At 58.4% G+C, this 17,882-nt stretch carries 16 protein-coding genes and 4 pseudogenes; 12 read left to right on the top strand and 8 right to left on the bottom strand.

Translation table 11 applies throughout. From position 1 onward, the window contains the following. Positions 1-151: 151 nt before the first annotated feature. Positions 152-1,552 (bottom strand): ISKra4 family transposase, encoded by a 1,401-nt coding sequence (locus tag QA648_RS34570; RefSeq protein WP_283054884.1) that lies wholly within the window; start codon positions 1,550-1,552, stop codon positions 152-154. A 142-nt stretch (positions 1,553-1,694) separates the two neighbouring features. On the opposite strand from QA648_RS34570, the gene QA648_RS34565 reads away from it, so the two are divergent. After that, positions 1,695-2,501 (top strand): tyrosine-type recombinase/integrase, encoded by an 807-nt coding sequence (locus tag QA648_RS34565; RefSeq protein WP_283054883.1) that lies wholly within the window; start codon positions 1,695-1,697, stop codon positions 2,499-2,501. On the opposite strand, the gene QA648_RS34560 is transcribed toward QA648_RS34565, so the two are convergent. Together QA648_RS34560 and QA648_RS34555 are read right to left on the bottom strand one after the other, a co-directional pair. Then, a complete protein-coding gene (locus QA648_RS34560; RefSeq protein ID WP_283054931.1) occupies positions 2,482-3,120 on the bottom strand; it encodes a plasmid pRiA4b ORF-3 family protein in 639 nt (212 codons plus the stop codon). The two genes, QA648_RS34565 and QA648_RS34560, sit on opposite strands and share 20 nt — an antisense overlap. A gap of 124 nt (positions 3,121-3,244) precedes the next feature. Further along, the gene (locus QA648_RS34555) at positions 3,245-3,958 is read right to left on the bottom strand and encodes a DUF6791 domain-containing protein (RefSeq protein ID WP_283054882.1); all 714 of its coding nucleotides are present in this window, start codon (positions 3,956-3,958) and stop codon (positions 3,245-3,247) included. Positions 3,959-4,028: 70 nt separating this feature from the next. On the opposite strand from QA648_RS34555, the gene QA648_RS34550 reads away from it, so the two are divergent. Together QA648_RS34550 and QA648_RS34545 are read left to right on the top strand one after the other, a co-directional pair. Continuing rightward, positions 4,029-4,286, top strand: coding sequence for a type II toxin-antitoxin system VapB family antitoxin (locus QA648_RS34550; RefSeq protein WP_283054881.1), 258 nt, complete (start codon positions 4,029-4,031; stop codon positions 4,284-4,286). Next, positions 4,283-4,684, top strand: coding sequence for a type II toxin-antitoxin system VapC family toxin (locus QA648_RS34545; RefSeq protein WP_283054880.1), 402 nt, complete (start codon positions 4,283-4,285; stop codon positions 4,682-4,684). The genes QA648_RS34550 and QA648_RS34545 overlap by 4 nt, the downstream gene beginning before the upstream one ends. On the opposite strand, the gene QA648_RS37110 is transcribed toward QA648_RS34545, so the two are convergent. Next, complete coding sequence (locus QA648_RS37110; protein WP_349254344.1) at positions 4,673-4,873, bottom strand: hypothetical protein; 201 nt, start codon at positions 4,871-4,873, stop codon at positions 4,673-4,675. The genes QA648_RS34545 and QA648_RS37110 overlap by 12 nt on opposite strands. Here QA648_RS37110 and QA648_RS37105 point away from each other — a divergent pair, their 5' ends adjacent. The 5 genes and pseudogenes from QA648_RS37105 to QA648_RS34520 form a co-directional block, all read left to right on the top strand. Beyond that, positions 4,874-5,002 carry a hypothetical protein gene (locus tag QA648_RS37105; protein ID WP_349254343.1) on the top strand — a complete coding sequence of 43 codons (129 nt, stop codon included), beginning with the start codon at positions 4,874-4,876 and terminating at the stop codon, positions 5,000-5,002. Between the two features lie 37 nt (positions 5,003-5,039). Next, positions 5,040-5,666 (top strand): annotated as a pseudogene (locus QA648_RS34535) (integrase); the annotation flags it as partial. Between the two features lie 402 nt (positions 5,667-6,068). Further along, a complete protein-coding gene (locus QA648_RS34530; protein WP_283054879.1) occupies positions 6,069-8,111 on the top strand; it encodes a methyl-accepting chemotaxis protein in 2,043 nt (680 codons plus the stop codon). Beyond that, entirely contained in the window at positions 8,111-8,575 is a 465-nt protein-coding gene (locus QA648_RS34525; RefSeq protein WP_283054878.1) for a chemotaxis protein CheW, read from the top strand. Before QA648_RS34530 ends, QA648_RS34525 begins: the two co-directional genes overlap by 1 nt. 58 nt (positions 8,576-8,633) lie before the next feature. Then, positions 8,634-8,807 (top strand): annotated as a pseudogene (locus QA648_RS34520) (integrase); the annotation flags it as partial. A 127-nt stretch (positions 8,808-8,934) separates the two neighbouring features. On the opposite strand, the gene QA648_RS34515 reads toward QA648_RS34520, so the two are convergent. The 3 genes from QA648_RS34515 to QA648_RS34505 form a co-directional block, all read right to left on the bottom strand. Then, entirely contained in the window at positions 8,935-9,408 is a 474-nt protein-coding gene (locus QA648_RS34515) for a chemotaxis protein CheW (RefSeq protein WP_283054877.1), read from the bottom strand. 162 nt (positions 9,409-9,570) lie between these two features. Next, complete coding sequence (locus tag QA648_RS34510) at positions 9,571-10,212, bottom strand: HAD-IA family hydrolase (protein WP_283054876.1); 642 nt, start codon at positions 10,210-10,212, stop codon at positions 9,571-9,573. Then, complete coding sequence (locus QA648_RS34505; protein WP_283054875.1) at positions 10,113-10,613, bottom strand: recombinase family protein; 501 nt, start codon at positions 10,611-10,613, stop codon at positions 10,113-10,115. Before QA648_RS34505 ends, QA648_RS34510 begins: the two co-directional genes overlap by 100 nt. A 95-nt stretch (positions 10,614-10,708) precedes the next feature. Here QA648_RS34505 and QA648_RS34500 point away from each other — a divergent pair. From QA648_RS34500 to QA648_RS34485, 4 genes and pseudogenes are all read left to right on the top strand, one after another. Continuing rightward, a pseudogene (locus tag QA648_RS34500) lies at positions 10,709-13,610 on the top strand (Tn3 family transposase). A gap of 170 nt (positions 13,611-13,780) precedes the next feature. Beyond that, positions 13,781-14,176: pseudogene (locus QA648_RS34495) on the top strand (integrase); the annotation flags it as partial. A 183-nt stretch (positions 14,177-14,359) separates the two neighbouring features. Then, positions 14,360-14,590 carry a hypothetical protein gene (locus QA648_RS34490; RefSeq protein WP_283054874.1) on the top strand — a complete coding sequence of 77 codons (231 nt, stop codon included), beginning with the start codon at positions 14,360-14,362 and terminating at the stop codon, positions 14,588-14,590. A 569-nt stretch (positions 14,591-15,159) separates the two neighbouring features. Beyond that, positions 15,160-16,155 (top strand): helix-turn-helix transcriptional regulator, encoded by a 996-nt coding sequence (locus tag QA648_RS34485; protein WP_283054873.1) that lies wholly within the window; start codon positions 15,160-15,162, stop codon positions 16,153-16,155. Between the two features lie 477 nt (positions 16,156-16,632). Here the strand turns inward: QA648_RS34485 and QA648_RS34480 are convergent, their stop codons facing one another. Further along, the gene (locus QA648_RS34480) at positions 16,633-17,880 is read right to left on the bottom strand and encodes an MFS transporter (protein WP_283054872.1); all 1,248 of its coding nucleotides are present in this window, start codon (positions 17,878-17,880) and stop codon (positions 16,633-16,635) included. Between the last annotated feature and the right edge of the window lie 2 nt (positions 17,881-17,882).

Raw genomic sequence — 17,882 nt, 5'->3', positions numbered from 1 at the left:
TGTCTGATGAGTGGAATGAAGCTCGCCGAATCGGCCGCACCGCTGTCTCTCCCCGACCGTTACTCTGCGTCAGAACCTGCCAAAACGCCGGGGCCGGAGCAGACCCCTTCCAAAACAACCTATTTGGAGAGCATGAGGAATTGTGTGGCAATCAGGCTGCCGCTTGCTTTTCGGCCCCGTCGTGATTGTCGTTTGTCATGCCCGGATACCATTTCTGGAACGTCGACCGTAGCGAGCCGTCGAGGGCTTGAGCTCTGGTTTGCAGGAGCAGGTGCGCGCCGATCCGGCTCCACTGCATCTGCTGCTTTTTGGCGAAGCGCTTGCTGATGACGGCGTTGACGGTGGCCTCGACGAAAGCGGAGGATATCCGCTCTCCGGAGCGGTAGCGCTCGCCATAATTAATCAGGCTGGCGTCGTTCGCGGCAATGTAGGACTGGAATTCGCCGATCGCTGTCAGGAATTTGCGCATGTTCGGATAATCGGCTTCCACGCATTCGGCGTCGCAATACAAGTCGCTGATCGCCTCCCGCGCCCGATACCTGTTCCCATGCCAGAGATACCATTTGATTCGGGAGAGCGTGTCCAGCATATCGTTGCCGGCGTCCTCGTCATGATTTCGAAGTCCTTGGGCAAACTGGCGAAGCACGGTGATGCGCATGGTGATGTGGAACCAGTCCAGGACATGCTCGCTCGCCGGCGCGATCATCTCGGCGAGCGATCGGACTTCCTCGCCACCGTCGGTGATGAAGGTGATATCCTGGTTGGCCTGCACGCCCTGCTTTTTGAGATGATCGAGGATGCGGCGCTGCGGCTTAAGGTCGTAACCGTGGACGAAACCGATGTAGCGCGGTTCGCCGTCTTCGGGCAGCGAACGGCCGACGATCAGTTCGAAGTTTTTCTTGCGGTCGTCGCGGTCGCGCACATATCCGCCATCAAGACCGATGACGATGCGGCCGTCGGGAATGGGCAGGTCCATCCAGTCACGCGGGCAGGAATCCTGCATGAAGGATACCCGCTCTTCCGCCAGTTCCCGTTCGATCCGGCCGGCGGCTCGCATCACATGTTGCCGTATTGTCGTGGCATTAGCGCCGCAGTCGATCGGCAGCACATCGACGAGCAGCTCGGCCGCAGCGGCATAGGGCACCAACGACGCCCAGCGCGTTTCGAGATACAGCCGCTCGGGCGCGACGTGATCCGGGATCAATTGCCTTAACGGCGAGATCGTCGCCGGGCCGTTGCTCGTCTCACCGCCCGGCAATCCATATCGGGGGCTTTTAAGCCTGATATCGCCGAAAAGCGTGTGGAAGGTGACGGGGTAATAGCCCTTGTGCCGCAGCCGGCGACCATCCGCCTGGCGATTTTCCGTCAGCCATAGCTCCACCTGGGTCTCCACCATCTTTTGCTGAAGGTTTGCAAGCAGGGCCTTGCTCTCGGCCAGAGACAGGCCGAGATCCTCGGCGCCCCTGGTGACCTTCTGCAGATCGGCGACGACCTCGCGGCCGATCATTCTGCTGTCCTCACCAATGATTTCCATGACGATCCGAACCTGCATGCCGCACCTCTTCTACGAGTTTTCCAGAACGGGCGGAGTGGAAAACCGGTCGGGCCCGGCCATGCATTTCCGCCCTCCGCATCGGCTGCAAACAGTGATATCTCTCACCAGTTAGCAATCCGGAAATCATCTGGTAAATCGCATGAGTTCTATCGATCGCGCCGCAAGCGCCATTGCAACTATTCTGATCCGCGAGGGTATCGACTACCTGCAGAGCAAGGCAGTCATCAAACGCGCCAGAGCACAGGCTGGTCTGTCCGCGCCGCCGGAGAAAAGGACGTCGATCAACCGGCTGACGATCGAGGAAGAACTGAGGTTTATCGATCATGCCTACGAGGCGAGCGGTGCGACAGGCCTGCTCCTCCAGACATTGCTCGAAACAGGCCTGCGCGTTTCCGAGTTTACGCGCCTGCGCGTTGAGGATGTCAGCCTGGCGGAGCGCGTGATCGTCGTCGTGCGCGGCAAGGGATCAAAACGCCGCGAGGTGCCGATCCGCCGGGAGCTGGCGCAGATACTCAGGCTTCATATCGGTACAAGGCGTGCCGGCCCCCTGTTTCAGAGCAGGGAACGTGGGAACGGACCGCTGCCCTATACTTACAGCCGTCAGCGCGTTGGCCAGATCGTCCGGCAGGTCGCCGGAAAGGCCGGCATCACCAAACGGGTCTATCCGCATCTGCTTCGCCATACCATGGCCACCAAACTGTTATGGCTCGGGATGGACATTACCGACGTGCAGCGTTTCCTCGGCCACGAGAACATCACGACGACACGGCATTATGCGGAAACGACCGCGGCGACCCTGCGCCGCAAGTTCGATCGGGTCACCGCACCGGCGGCGCGGTCGTTACTCACCGGCATTCAGCATCACCACGGTGACGACGCTGCCCTTCTTGCCGCCGATCTTCTCGCAAACGAACGCGGCTCAGAGGTCACATCTGTTGATACATGAGCGTGAGATGCTCGTCTTGCCGCAGGCGCTCGTTCACTTTCCGCCGCGCGAACGGCCTTCCCAACAACGCCTTGCGGTCTTCAATCCGGAAAAGCGTTTCGCGTAACTCCTCGGCGCGCTCCGGATCCTTCAGAGCCGCGAAAGACTGTGTTTCACTGATCTCTTGGATGAACTCCAGCACTGTGGAAAAATCGTTATCCAGCTCATAGCCAAGCGCCTCGTCCACTCGCTCCATCCAGACTTGCGGTCCGCCGCTATCCTCCGGAGGACAATTGCCGTCGCCGCCAATGCAACAGGGATAGCGCGTTCGGGGTGCGTAAGCGAGGCGGTCCTCCAGCCGGACTTCATGCTCCCAGGGAATGTTGAGATCATATTCATACAAAAACCGGCTGGCCTTGCGCAGCTTCAGGTCGTCAAGCACAATGTCGGCGGACTCGGCGGTCAACTCCCATGAGCCGTAGCGAACCGTGTGCACGATGAACTGATAGAGGTGGATGCTGTCCCAACCCATCGCGACCTGGAGAACGCCGTGAAACTCCCGCAAGGTCATCATCGATGGAACCTGTACCCGGCGCCACACCATTGGGCTCAACCCCTTCAGCCAGACCCGAAATTGCAGGACCGACGCCGTGTTGTCGGGCGTCGCAGTCTCACTCGTCGTAGATGATGGGGAACATTTCTTGCGGGGCGGTTTCAAAGATAGCAGGTCTCAACGATAGTCATCGGTCAAATCTATACCGAATTCATCCACACCATCCACCTGCCACACATTTCCTCATGCTCTCCTGGTAGACGTCGGCCTTCTTTCGCCCGAACTCCTGCTCGGGATGAAGGCTTCCTGGGGAACGGAAGGCATTGTGGACGTGATACTCATCGCCATCAAAGCCGCGAACTTCTCTCACCGGCGTCTTGACCATCAGGTCCAAGACGTAGGCGCCCGTGCCGCCGAGCCCAATGATCGCGACGACCTCATCTTTAAACTTCGCCGAGAGCTCTGAGATTTCCGCCCGGCTCGTCAGGGTGTCGCGAATCTTGAACACCGGCTCTTCGATACCCGGCTCAACCACCCGGAAAGTCAGGGGCGTCGCCCCATGACGTTCGATGGCAGGGCCGGAAATAATGCGGACATAACTCTCGATTTTCTCAAAGAAATCCGGAAAGCTTGACCAGACGCTGTTCTTGAACGGCTTGTTCGAGAACTGACGCTGCACTGTCACATCCCGCGCCGCGGAGCTTAGCGCCAAAGTCGTTTCGCCGCCGCCGAGGTTCCCTATTTTCGACCCATCGATATTATGGGGATGGGCGCCGGCAAAGAACACCTGATGGTCTTGCTGAATCACATGGAGTTGATCTGTGAAAACAAGTGTTGTCACGATTGCACCAAACTGCAGCTGGCACTCTGCGTCGAGGTAAGGGATATCGCGGACGATAAGAATCAAGTATCGATAGTAAGCCATCTCACGGCCTTTCCTTGCCATCTCAGGTCGGAACCGCTATATTCACCGGGATTTCGATCAAGGAAACCCGATGTCCGAACCACAACTCTCCGTCCGCAGCACCAAGGCCAGGGACCTGGCCCACGCGCTTGCCAAACGCACCGGCCAGCCGATCAACAGACTGGTCGAGTTGGCGCTTGAGCACTACGACGTCGAACTGCGCCAACAGGACAAAGCCCATCCGCTCGACGCCGTTTGGGAGCTCGCCGCCGAGGGTCGGCGCACGGTCCCGGCCGGCACGACATCGGCGCATGACGATCTTTACGACGAGGATGGGTTGCCGAAGTGATCGCTCTCGATACCTCGGTCCTGATCGCAATCATGCTCGATGAACCTGAAGCCGAAACCTTCAAGGCGGTATTGCGGCGGGAGACGATCATCATCGGCTGGCCGACACTGTTCGAAACACGAACGGTGCTGACCGCCAAGCGGTTTTCCAACCCGGGCGATATCGTCGCGCGTTTCTCCGAAGCGCCCAACATTACCGCCGTCGCCTTTGATAGACAGCATTATCATGCGGCCGAGCGAGCGCTGGAGCGTTACGGCAAGGGCCGGCACTCGGCCAGCCTGAATATGGGGGATTGCCTCTCCTACGCGGTGGCTTGGGTCGCCAAGGCGCCGCTGCTGTTCAAGGGCAACGATTTCGGCCAGACGGACCTGAAACTTCATTCGGCATCAGCCGGCTGACGAAAGATCGCCAATCAAGCCCGAGAGGCCATGGAAGACCGCGTCAGATTTGCCCTCGAAAAACTGCTGACCGTCGCCCATGAGGACACCGGCCGGGGCCGGCGGGTGGCCACCTTCCTGCTCGCCGGATGAAACGCCGAGGTGCATGGCGGCTTCGATCTCACCGATTTGGCCAACGTCGATCCTCACGTGTCCGAGGACATGGCGATCGTCTTCACCTATCTCGGCCGCGAGGAAGACCTCGTCTATCCCACCGACTACCACTCCGAGCTCGAAGAAATCATCGGGCGCTGGCGGCCTCTGCCCTCCCCTGTCTAAGGCGGTGCCGTTCTCGGATCTATTGGAGAATTGGGGCATGATAAGCAATCCTCGAACAGCAAATTGCGGCAGCCAAGCCACCCTCCGCCGCGCCGAAGAACCTGATCCGCTCGACGCTATCCTGCCCTTTGCCTGTCGCCATCAGCTCGCCATCCTGCTGACGGACGACGAGGTCGCCACCCTCAGGCACCTGGCCAGGGAAGGCATAGGCGACCATACATTGCGGGCGCTTGCCTCTGATCTCAGCTATCTTGAGGTCCGGTGCCAGCTTGCGACCGGCGCCCCCCTCCCCTGGCCGCACCCGAAGCGCTGCCGCGGAAATTCGTCGCCCGTCACCACTGGGATCCATCGCACGCGTCGGCGGTCCTGACCACGGCACGCCGGCGGAGGTCGAGGTGGGATTGCGGGCACGAGATTTGATGCGGGTCGACCGCATGCGCCAGACACGGTGAGGCGGCGGCTGACCTCCTGGTCGATCCTGACGCGCTGGCGCGTCCCGACCCGCTCGTTTTCTGCCCCCTTCCTGAAAGGCCGCATTGCGGCTCGCCGTGCGGACCAATGGGCGGCCAAGACAGCATAAAAGCAAAAGGTCGCCGGCGATGTGGTGGCAAAACTGCTGGCCGCGTGTTCCAACGATCGCCTGGTCGATAGTCGAGATCGCGCCCCAGCACGGGTACATGTCTGTCGGATAACATAATGCCATGTTTGCTGGCATTGGCCGAAGGCTTACCCTCACCGCGATAGCGTTGCCTATATTCTGCTTATGCACCGGCTCAAGATCGAAGATCTGTCCGTCGTGATGCCACCGGCCATATCCGTTTTCAACTTCACTATCCATAAAGCGCAGTCTTTTGTACATCGTAGAAAACAGGGAAAAGCTTCATTAACCATCGCAATCAAATTGATTATCTTAGACCGAGATAGCGACGCAGCAATTGCGAATTCTGGTCCTGCCGTTCGAATGATTTGAATCGGTATTTGAAAATCTGACCGGATGAATTGATCGCCCCGCAGCGCTTTAGCAACACTTTGATTGTGGTTTGCTCCTTCCAAAGGCCCACGCTTTATGTTCCAGAACATCATGAACTCCCTGAAGATCAGCACCAAACTGGCCATGCTCTCTGGCCTCGGCATTTTCCTCGTAACTGTTATGCTCGTCACCGTCTGGCAAGGCGGCGAACTCCTTCATGAACGCATGGCGTATCAAAGTGATATGTTGGTCGCGTCGCGTGATATGGTCGAGGCTAAGGCAGCAGTGCGCGGGATGCAGGTTGGAGTACGTGATCTGCGTCTGAGTGAGTCCGCAGAGGACATTGCAAAAGCCATCAACGGCATCGCGGAACGCCACGAGGCTGCGACCAAGTTTCTGGTCGTTGCCTCAAACGGGCTACAATCGCCTGCCGAGGAGGACCGGATAGCCAAAGTCAAAACTTTGGTCGATAGCTACTTCGCCCTGAGCCAGGAGATGGCTAAGATCATGTCAGCCGAGGTGCAGCTTAGCGCCGGAGATCCCGCTCTGGAGGCAAGGGAAACAGAGGTCCAGGGAAAATTGCTTGCAGCCGCTACCGAAGGGGCAAATTTGCTTGATGAAGGTGTGGAATCATTGAAGGCAACAACGACCCAGGCAGAGGACAATGCGAACACCGCCTCGGCCTTGGTCTTGCGCCTCAATCTCGGGGTCGGTCTGATTACCGTCATCACCCTGATCGCTGCTGCCGTGTTCGGGGCTCGGGCGATCGCAAGACCGATCGGCCAGATCACTGCAAGCATGAGCGTTCTCGCGCAGGGCAATCTCGACACGAACATCCCTTTCGCTGATCGCGGTGACGAACTGGGCGCGATGGCCCGTGCCGTGGAAGTGTTCAAGCAGAACGGTATCAAGGTGCGGGAGATGAACGCGCAGGAAGCGGCGTTGCAGGCAAAGAGTGCCGATCTGCAGTCGAGCATAGGCGAAGTGGTGTCGGCTGCCGTTGCTGGCGATTTTACGCAGCGCATCACCAAGAAATACGACAATGCCGATCTCGACCGGTTCGCATCAAGCGTCAACGAGCTGGTGACCTCCGTCGATCGCGGCGTCGCCGAAACTCGCCGTGTTGTCTCAGCGCTTGCCGATGGTGATCTGACGGAAAACATGCGTGGTGAGTTTCAGGGTGCTTTTGGCGAACTGAAGAGCAATGTAAACGCCACCATGGCCAATCTTCGGTCGGTGCTCGGTGAGGTTCGCGCGGCGATCGACACGATCAACGGCGGGGCTGGCGAGATGCGCATCGCCTCCAGCGATCTGTCCAAGCGTACGGAACAGCAGGCCGCTGCCCTGGAAGAGACTTCTTCCGCGCTTGAGGAGATCACCGTTGCGGTGAAAAGCTCGACCGAACGGGCAACAGAAGCCAGCCAGATGGTCGACGAAGCACGCAAAAGCACCGAGCAGTCGAGTGCGGTCGTTAAGGATGCGGTTTCGGCGATGGGTCGGATCGAGCAGGCCTCCGGTGAGATTGGCCAGATCATCAACGTCATCGACGAGATCGCCTTCCAGACCAATCTTCTAGCGCTCAATGCCGGTGTCGAAGCAGCGCGCGCCGGTGATGCCGGAAAAGGTTTTGCCGTCGTCGCACAGGAGGTGCGTGAACTGGCGCAGCGTTCGGCCACCGCTGCCAAGGACATCAAGGCGTTGATCAACCGGTCCGGTGACGAGGTGAACACGGGGGTCAAGCTGGTAACCGCGACGGGGGATGCCCTCGGGCTGATCCAGGGCCATGTCATCAAGGTGAACGAGCACGTGCATTCGATCGCGACTGCCGCGCGAGAGCAGTCGACCGGACTGGCGGAAGTCAGCACCGCGGTCAACCAGATGGATCAGACGACGCAACAAAATGCGGCGATGGTCGAGGAATCGACCGCGGCCACGAACCGGCTGGCCGATGAGGCTTCCAATCTGGCACAGCTCATCGCTCGCTTTAGACTGGATGGCTCGACCTCTGCACCGCGCGTAGCTCGGCACGACAGCAAGCCGGTGGCTTCGCCGGCTCGCGCCTTGACCCAGAAACTTGCCGGCGCCTTCGGCGGACGCAGTGCCGCGGCTGTCGCGACCAAGGAATGGGAGGAGTTTTGATGGAAAGCCGGATTGATAACGCAACGCAGGAAATCATCGCCTTTCATCTTGGCAACCAGCAGTTCTGCATCAAAACGACCTCCATCCGGGAAATTCGGGGATGGGCAGCGGCAACGCCGCTGCCCCACGCCCCGCCGCATGTTCTCGGCGTCATGAACCTGCGCGGCTCTGTCATTCCGGTGATCGACCTCGCGGCAAAGCTCGGCGTGCCGGGGGCCATCGATACCAGCCGCAGCGCCATTGTTGTCGTTGAGGTAGCAGATAGTATCATCGGCCTGGTTGTCGATCAGGTCTCTGACATCCTATCGGTCAGCGGCGATCGCATTCAGCCGGTGCCCGACTTGGGTGCGACTTTCGATCCCACCTTCTCCTACGGAATCATTCCGCTCGAACAGGGCATGGTTTGCTTCCTCAATCTCGAGCACATGTTCTCCAGCATCGAGGATCAATCACAAGCCGCCTAGCGCCAGCCGTTTTCGCTGATCGGCCGCCGGTCAAGGCCCTGAAACACTGGCTTACCGCGGCCTGGATCCTGAGGCGTTTTCGGCGCACGGGTTACGCTCCGGCTATCTGATCGAGGCCGCCAACCGTGGCACAGCGATGCAGCAATCGCTGCACAAGTCGGTAACGCAGGCAGCGAGCTATTACAACAACGCCGAGCGGAAGAATGGCCGGACGGCACGGCTGGTTATTTAGGGACGTCGTGTGGCTCCGGAATGACATTATATGTCTCGCCAACCTGTCTCAGTTAAACCGTCACCGAGCCCGAAGCTAGGCTCCGGCGACGTTCGAGAATATGCAAAGGTCGAATCTTACCGAAACCTCACGCGGCAAAACTGTCGCCCGGTGGGAACATCCGCGCGAGATTGAGGAAGCAAACCATACTATCCTCATAGGTGATGATGCCGTCGGAAATGCCGCGATCGAATGAGGTCGCTATTTCCGGTACGGGTTGAATCTGGTCACCGCGAACGGTGAGAATATCCGATACCTGGTCGACGAGCAGACCGAGTACCATTCCGTGAACATCCGCCACCACAATGGCGCTGCGTTCATTGGGCGCGGTAGCTGCCATGCCAAGCTTGCGGGCAAGATCAATGATCGGAATGACCGAACCGCGCAGGTTCATCACTCCCAGAACGTCGGGCGGTGCATGCGGAACCGGTGTGGAAGGGGACCATCCGCGAATCTCGCGGATGATGGTGGTGGTGACACAGAACTCCTGCCCATGGAGACGAAAAGCGATGATTTCGAGGGCATCGGCTCCGACGCCGATCAGGGATTTAGGTTCGGTCATCAGAATGACTCCCAGCCGTCACTTGCAACCGCGGCATTGCCGTGGAAGGCGGCCGCCACCTTAGTCGCCATTGCAGGCGCAGGAGATGCGACCGGCTTTGAGGCCGCAGTAGCCGGGGCCGGGCGTGTTGGGGTCATTTGCGGGACAGGGCGAGATACTACCTTAAGCGTTCAACACAAGAGGTAGTTCTGTCAGGCAAGTTATTTTGGCGGACGCCAGTGTCGCCTCTGGAGTTCGAGCGTGAAGGAAGCCCCACGGCCCTCGAACAAGAAACACAGCATACATTCCGGCCTTTTGGGCAGGCAGTACATCGTTATCGAGGCGATCTCCGACATAGGCGATTTCGGATGGGGCGAGGCCAGTAACGTTGGCAATCTTGGCGAAAAACTCAGGTGAAGGTTTTTCGACCGCCCAAGTTGCCGATGAAGCAATATAGTCGGCGGGCACACCGCACACCTTCAAGGCAGTCTCGGTCTCCTTTGGCTGATTACCAGCTATCCCAATAGAGTAGCCCGCCTTCTTGAGGGCATGCAGTGTGGGCAAGGCATCGGAATAAAAGTCTTGCGGTTCGATTTTATAATGGTCGCCAGCGTCCCCGCGTGCGCGTACGGCTTGTTCAAAATCGAATCCAGGCACGAGAACCTCGAAGACCCGACGATGATGTTCTCCTCGGGCAATAATTGCCCCAAGCACGCAGCCAAATGTCAGCCGCGGAATTCCCAACCAGTCGGCCCAGGAGAACCAGTGCCGGGTCTCGTCGACCAATGTTTCCCCCACATCAAAAAACACCGTTTTAACAGCCATTTATATATCCTGATCGTTGTAAAGCCGTTGATGCCGCTGCACGATGTCGGCGACCGTATTCTTGCTGATACCAAGGTCACGGGAAACGTCATTCCGTTCATGGCGATCACCGAAACCTTCCAGCTTTCCAGTTCGCCCAGCGTGTTCAGAAGATCGGTCGTCGAGCGGCCCCATCTGGAAAGTTCGGTGACAAGGATCGCATCGACCTGCCTGGCTTGGGCCAGGGCCATCACCTTCTTGCGTTCGGTGCGGTCGAGCTTCGCGCCAGAGCCCGTTTCCTTGAAGATTGCCGTGACTTCGTAGCCCGCCCGCTCGGCAAATGCCGTCAGATCATCTTCCTGCCGCTCACAAGACTGATCGGCGGTCGAAACACGGCAATAGATGACAGCGCGCTGTCCCAATTGAACCTTTACGAATTTTGGTGCCTGAAAGCCTTGATTTGCATGGGCCGATTGTTGTCCAGAACAGACTTTACTTCAATAGGGACAACACCTGCATGCCACGGCGCACCATTCTGACCGAACGCCAGCGCGAGAAGCTGTTCGATCTGCCAACCGACGAACCGTCATTGCTTCGCCACTACATATTCAGTGACGAAGACCTGCGGTGCATCAGACAACGTCGTCGCCCTCGAAACCGGCTGGGGTTTGCTCTGCAGCTTTGCGCCTTCCGATATCCCGGCCGCCTTCTGCAGCCAGGCGAGATGATCCCGCGATCGATGTTGGCCTTCATCGGCGCGCAGATCGGTGTCGTGGCGGAAGAACTCGCCGAGTACGGTGCCAGATCGGAAACGCGCCATCAGCATTCAGCGGCACTGCAGCAACTCTACGACTATCGACCATTGAAGGCCAGGTGCGCGCAAATATGCTCATTTGGCTCAAGGAGGCTGCGGAGAAATCAAAAACGAATGACCTGTTGGCGGCCGACTTTCTGGCAGAGCTGCGTCGTCGCAACGTCATTGTTCCGGCGGCCTCAACCGTCGAACGATGCTGTGCCGACGCGTTGGTCGCCGCGGAGCGGTCAATGGCGTCCCGCATCACTGGGCGTATCGACCCATAGAGCCGAGTTCGGCTGCTGTCCCTGCTTTCCGAAACGGTCGATGGTCGGATCACGCGTTTTGTGTGGCTGCGTCAGTTCGAAGCCGGTCCCAATTCCAACGACATGAACAGCCTTCTCGACCGACTGGAGTACTTGCGCAAGCTCGCCATCGATATTGGTACTCTCGACGACATCCCACCTTTCCGCGTGACTGGTTTGCGTCGGCAAGGCGAACGCTATTCCGCCGATGGAATGCGGGATTTGCCGGAAAATCGACGATTGGCGATATTGGCGGCGTGCGTCGTTGAGTGGTCGGCCATGTTGGCAGATGTCGCTGTCGAGACTCATGATCGTATTGTCGGAAAACTCTATCGTGCCTGTGAACGCAAACGGGATGAGGTCTTGCAGGCCGAGCGCGCCTCGATCGGCGACACGCTGAAAATGCTTTCCCGCTTCGGCGACGCACTGATCACCGCGTATGATGAGCAGGATGACTTGGGCTTGGCCATCACGGCAGACGGCGGTTGGGAATTGCTCCGCCAAACTGTCGCGCAGGCGGCCGCGCTTACAGGCAAAGTCTCGGCTGATCCGTTGGAGTTTGTGACCGACGGATATGCCCGCTTCCGCAGGTATGTGCCTCGGCTTCTGGAAGTCTTGGCATTCCGCGGTGGCCGCGGTGCGGATTCGCTTCTCGAAGCACTGGAAATGCTGCGACGCCTTAATCGCCGGGGACATCGCATCTTGCCGGTGAATGCACCGCTCGACTTTGCCCGAGCCAAATGGCGCAAAAGGATCCTGAAGGACGGAAAACCAGATCGTCAAATATGGGAAATCGGGATCTTGTTCGAACTTCGCAATGCTCTGCGCTCGGGCGACATCTGGCTGGCTGACAGCAGGCGATATCGCGAAATCAGCACAGCCCTGGTCCCGATTGAAAGCGTCTCCGAAACTGCACGGCTGGCTGTTCCGCTAGAAGCAGACGACTGGCTTCACCATCGAAGCCAAATTCTCAAACGCGGCATGACACAAATCGAATGTGCCAATGAGGCCGGTATTCTTGCAGGTGGGGCCATCATCGATGGCAAGCTTCAGATCGATCGGCTCGAAAAGGCAACGCCGGAGGAGGCCGCGCTCGTCTTGAAACTCTATGAAGGTATGCCGCTCGTTCGGATCACGGACATCCTCATTGAGGTCGATGAAAAGCTGCACTTCACCGATGCCTTCACTGATCTTCGCACGGGTATTGCCTGCGGCGATAGGATCGGTGTCTTGACCGTTCTGCTCGCCGATGGCGTCAATCTCGGTCTCAGAAAGATGGCTGACGCCAGCGACACCCATACTTTCTGGGAGTTGCTGCGCATCGGCAAATGGCATGTTAGAGAGGAGACGACGGCACGCGCTCTTGCGATGATTGTTGAGGCGCAATCGAAATTACCTATGGCTCGCTTTTGGGGTGACGGAACCACATCGTCCTCGGATGGCCAGCACTTTCCCGCAGGATCGACCGGAGAAGCATTGAACGTCGTCAACGCCCGATACGGCAATAAACCAGGTCTTTCGGCATACAGTCACGTCTCTGATCAATATGCGCCATACTCGACCCAGGTCATTCCCGCGACCGCCCACGAGGCGCCTTACATTCTCGATGGTCTGCTGCAGAATGACACCGGAAGACAAATCCGCGAGCATTATGCTGACACGGGCGGCTTCACGGATCATGTTTTTGCCATTTGCTCTGTTCTCGGTTTCCGGTTCGCACCGAGAATCTGCGATCTACCGGACAAGCGGATCTACGTTCCTGCGACCAACGAAGTCCCACCGGTGCTGCAGCCGTTGATCGGCGGCCGGATCAATATTCGACTGATCCGTGAAAATTGGCCCGATATCCTGCGGCTTGCTGCGAGCATGGCCGCCGGGACCGTCGTTCTCCCAGCCAGATCCTCCGAAAACTTGCCGCCTATCCACGTCAGAACAGCCTGGCACTGGCGCTCCGAGAGGTCGGGCGTCTCGAGCGCTCGATCTTCATGCTCGACTGGCTGAGCGACATTGATCTGCAGCGCCGAGCGCAGATCGGCTTGAACAAGGGCGAGGCCCATCATGCCCTGAAGCGTGCGGTCAACTTCAACAGGCGTGGTGAAATCCGAGACCGGTCGTCCGAGGGCCAGCAACATCGAATTGCTGGTCTCAACCTCCTCACTGCCATCATCATCTACTGGAACGCATGGAAGCTCGGCGAAATCGTCGCAGAGCAAATTGATAGTGGTGAGCAGATCGACCTTGGGCTCCTGCCTCACGTGTCACCGCTCGGGTGGGAGCATATAACGCTCACCGGAGAATATCGATGGCCGCCGTTAAGGTAGTAAATCGCCCCCTCCCGCAAACGCCCCCTTCACCTATCTCGGCCGCGAGGAAGACCTCGTCTATCCCACCGACTACCGCTCCGAGATCGAAGAAATCATCGGGCGCTGGCGGCCTCTGCCCTCCCCTGTCTAAGGCGGTGCCGTTCTCGGATCGATTGGAGAATTAGGGCATGATAAGCAATCCTCGAACAGCAGATTGCGGCAGCCAAACCACCCTCCGCCGCGCCGAAGAACCTGATGGGCTCGACGCTATCCTGCTTCGACCGTCGCGATCAGCTGGCAGCACTTCTGACCGACGAAGATGTCGCAACGCTCAAACACCTGGCGCGGGAGGGTATGGGGCGACAATACGTTGCGGGCGCTGGCCTCCGACCTCGGCCATCTTGAGGCCCGGTGCCAGCTTGCAACCGGCGCCCCCTCCCCTGGCCGCACCCGAAGCGCTGCCGCTGAAATTCGTCGCCCATCACCTCTGGGATCCCATCGCACGCGTCGACGGTCCTGACCACGGCACGCCGGCGGAGGTCGAGGTGGGATTGCGCGCCCAAAGGCTGTTGCGCAGTGTCGGCTCAAGATTGCCGATGCGGAAGCTACCGGAAAGGCCGACGATTGTGTGCTGGAGTAGGTCCGACGTTCGGTGACCAAAGTGATCTCAGGCGTACCTAACTGCCACGTTGTATATAATTATCAATCCAATCAGTGCGAGAAAAAGGAAGGCCGGTATGGGCCACAGGTCGGACCAGGCTACATCCATGGAATGGTGGAGAACCAAGCTTGTCAGGACGGCGGCGAGGGCCATCGCCCCGAGCGCGAAGAGGATAAAGATCAACATTGAGCTGTCCGGGCCTTTCGATTGGCAATCCCCGGCTACATTAGTTGATGATGGTCTTCAAGGCTCTGACGAAAAGTCCGGCGGTATCGCGGAAATGGACGGCGCAGAAAATCCGCGTGCCAAGGGCGCGGAAGAACCGACCTCATCATAACCGCGTGGGCTAGGGTCAACCAGTGCCCCCAATCGTCAACCCTAGCCACCGGGTCCCCGTCGGGGAGCGGCAATCAATTAGCGCACACCGATGGGGCTGGCGTCAAACTCACATAATTGTCCTGATGATTATCCCAAAGAAGAGGTCGACGAACAGTATCGTGCCCCCTGCCACGCTTCAGGGCACCATAAGCAGCCCAGGCCACCCGCGCTTAACATGACGGCAACCATGCCAGCGAAAGTGACCCTGACACATGCGCCACCTGGGGGAGATTGGAGGGAGCCCTCGAACTTCTGCTTGCTGGTCGATTCTCCTCGAAGTGATCGCGGTTGGCCGGACCACCCCGATGTCGCCACGTTAGGACCGGAGAAGGAGAACTGTCCTGAACAAGATCACAGAAGGCCTGAACGACCGCCCTAAAAGTTCCACCATCGTCCAGAGCGCATGCGCGAGATAGCCTGAAAAGGTTATTTGAGGTCAATCAATTTTTCATTAAAAACAGACAGGGGGTTCAGTTGTTGCCGTCACTCCAAGCGCGCGACAAAAAACAGTGAATTGGGTGGAGCAAGTTGACCGAAATTTTGACGATAAAACTCGAGGCGACGTCACTTACGACGGGCGAAGTGTCCGAATGGCTTAACGGTGAAAAGCACGACAATTTCTATCGGCCTCTCAGTAGCGACAGTCGTGGTCTTTTCTCATTCGGTGTTCATGGCGCCGGCGAAATGGTGGGCTGGACTGGATCGACTTCAACGGACCGCACCTTTTCCGTCTCGATCGAGAATGATGACTTCATGTTTTTCATCGAGCATGGCACCTGCTACGATCTGGCAACAGGCTGCATAAGGCATGCGATTACGCCCTGCACGGGGTTGCTGACGAGGGCCGACCGCTATTCCGGCGTTCACATCCACGCAGGCTCCGTTGCAGAAGGGTTCTGTGTCCCAAGGAGCGCTGTAAACGCCGCCCTGACCAGCACCTTCGAACGTCTGCCGCCCGTCGATTTCGAATTCGTTCCCCTGCAGGACCTGACGGCGGGACCGGCGGCGCATCTTTTCAAGCTCATGCGGTTCTTCCGGGATGAGATCTGCGCCGATCAAAACCTCGTAGTCTCTCCCATTGCCTTGACCAGCTTCCAAGAGATGTTCTGTCTGCTGATGGTGCAGAATCTGCCTCACACGCTTTCAGATACGGGATCGCCGGTGCAGACCATTGCCCCTCGCCAGCTTCGAAGAGCGCTGGAGTTTGCGAGAGCACATATCGCCATGCCGATCACGATCACGGATATGGCAGCTGCCGCCGGTGTCAGTGTGCGGGCACTGCAGATCAATTTTCGACGATTTTTGGATGTCACTCCAATGGCTTATCTGAGGCAGCTCCGCCTTGACGGCGCACGTCGCGATTTGATGACTGCCACGCCGTCTGCGACGGTCAGTGAAATCGCGCGCCGCTGGGGGTTTATACATCAGGGCCGCTTCTCTCAGGAATATCGTGCGGCTTTTGGCGTCCTGCCGAAATACGATCTCGGTCGCAGTTATGAGAAGAATCGGCGTGCGGCGTCATAAAGCACACGTCGATCCCCGTTCCATATCGACGCGTGTCCGCGGATCCTGATGATGGACAAATCGAAGGCGGCGACCTTGCTCGATCCCTTGCTGCCAACACCATACGCTCGCTCCAGGCCGTTTTGCGAATTCACCATTCAAAATGCGCTGTTTTCACCGCACGGATTAGAGCTGAAAAAGCTTCGTTAACCATTGATGTAGAAGTATTACATCAGACCAACTCTACGTCCATGACGCTGCAGACCTAGCCATTTAAATGATTTGAATGGGTATTCAATAACAGCGGACAAATCAGTTGCACACCGCTGCGCCATATTCATACATCAGTTGTGTTTCATTTTATTATTGAGGCCCGCCTCCAGGACAAGGCACCAGCGGCGGAGCACGCACTGCCGCCGCAGTCTTTGGCGTTTGTTCGTGCACCCCGTCAGGACGCGTGCCCGGTGCTGCAATGATCGACACGCGAGAGATGGGCTACTATCGTTTCGCCTGTGCAACGGTGCCCAACGCTGTTGACGTGCTTAGCGACTGAGAAAATCGCTTACAGCTTGCCGGGGAATAGCGCGCGGCCAGCATGATCATCAGCAGCGAACCCGCCGCCATCACCAGCCAGACACGACTGAGATCCGACAATACATCACGCACGGCTCCGGCGATGAGCGGGACAAAGCTCGCGATGATATAGCCACCACCCTGGACGAAGGACGTAAAGTTTCCGGCTGACGTCGGATCATCGATGTGATCGATCGCGACGATAATCGAAAGCGGGAAGAGAATGCCAATGCCGATACCAAGCAAAGCCATCGCGGCATAGGAAAGCTCTAGCGGTCTGAAGAACAGAACAGCAAAACCCAATACCGTCACCAGCAGGGAAAAAGCCAGCGGACCGCGACGATCCGGAAAATGGTGAATGAATGTGGCGATACCCAACGCAGTGATCGCTTCGATCACCGTCAAAACCGAGAGCAGCAGCCCGGCATGGCTCCGCTCGATGCCTTGTTCCAGATAAAACGGCGGAATCCATGCCATGGCGAGCATGAATGCACCGGTGCCCACTCCAAAGAACACCATAAGCGACCAGCAACGGGCACTTCGCCAGAAGGCGGGCGGTGAGGTGTTGGCTGCCGGCGTGCCAGCAGCCTTCTCGCTGTCGCTGGCGGCATGGCGGGAAGCGACGCGCCACAGCAGCACCGCAAAGACTGCCGGCGCGCTCCACACCGCGAGCGCGCCTGCCCAGCCGATGGCATCGCTAATACCGGCGGCGGTTCCCGCGGCGATTGCCGCCCCGACCACGATGCCCGTCGAATAGACGCCGATCACTCGGCTTGTTGAACCGCCGTAGTTTCGCTTGGCAAAGCCCGGCATCAGCGACTGGACGATGGTGATGCCGATACCCGCGCCGACCGCGGTGACCAACAGGCCTGCGCCGGAGGGGAGCCAATATCGTGCCAGACTTGCTATCGCGACGATCAGTGCGCCCAAGGCAATGCCGCCGCTCTCGCCAAGTACGGCGCGCGTTTGCCGGACATAGATCGCGCCGAGGCCCATGAGGAAGACCGGGATCATGGTCAAGAGACCAACCACCGTCGAGGTGATGCCGGTATCCGCGATAATCTGCGACACCAGCGGGCCGATGGCGGCAACCGCCGGGCGCAGATTGATCGACACAAAAAAGATCGCGATCAACAAGAGGGCTGGAGGCGCTTTCCTAAGATTGTCAGACATGT

The organism is Rhizobium sp. CB3171 (assembly GCF_029714265.1).
Classification (GTDB): Bacteria; Pseudomonadota; Alphaproteobacteria; order Rhizobiales; family Rhizobiaceae; genus Rhizobium.
The sequence above is the reverse complement of the archived record's forward strand: the minus strand, read 5'-3'. Positions and strand labels throughout refer to the sequence as shown.

Bases quoted from the DNA above. Each gene is read 5' to 3' on its own strand.
- QA648_RS34570 (WP_283054884.1), bottom strand. From the start codon at position 1,552: ATGCAGGTTCGGATCGTCATGGAAATCATTGGTGAGGACAGCAGAATG.
- QA648_RS34565 (WP_283054883.1), top strand. From the start codon at position 1,695: ATGAGTTCTATCGATCGCGCCGCAAGCGCCATTGCAACTATTCTGATC.
- QA648_RS34555 (WP_283054882.1), bottom strand. From the start codon at position 3,958: ATGGCTTACTATCGATACTTGATTCTTATCGTCCGCGATATCCCTTAC.
- QA648_RS34550 (WP_283054881.1), top strand. From the start codon at position 4,029: ATGTCCGAACCACAACTCTCCGTCCGCAGCACCAAGGCCAGGGACCTG.
- QA648_RS34530 (WP_283054879.1), top strand. From the start codon at position 6,069: ATGTTCCAGAACATCATGAACTCCCTGAAGATCAGCACCAAACTGGCC.
- QA648_RS34525 (WP_283054878.1), top strand. From the start codon at position 8,111: ATGGAAAGCCGGATTGATAACGCAACGCAGGAAATCATCGCCTTTCAT.
- QA648_RS34515 (WP_283054877.1), bottom strand. From the start codon at position 9,408: ATGACCGAACCTAAATCCCTGATCGGCGTCGGAGCCGATGCCCTCGAA.
- QA648_RS34510 (WP_283054876.1), bottom strand. From the start codon at position 10,212: ATGGCTGTTAAAACGGTGTTTTTTGATGTGGGGGAAACATTGGTCGAC.
- QA648_RS34490 (WP_283054874.1), top strand. From the start codon at position 14,360: ATGGAATGGTGGAGAACCAAGCTTGTCAGGACGGCGGCGAGGGCCATC.
- QA648_RS34480 (WP_283054872.1), bottom strand. From the start codon at position 17,880: ATGTCTGACAATCTTAGGAAAGCGCCTCCAGCCCTCTTGTTGATCGCG.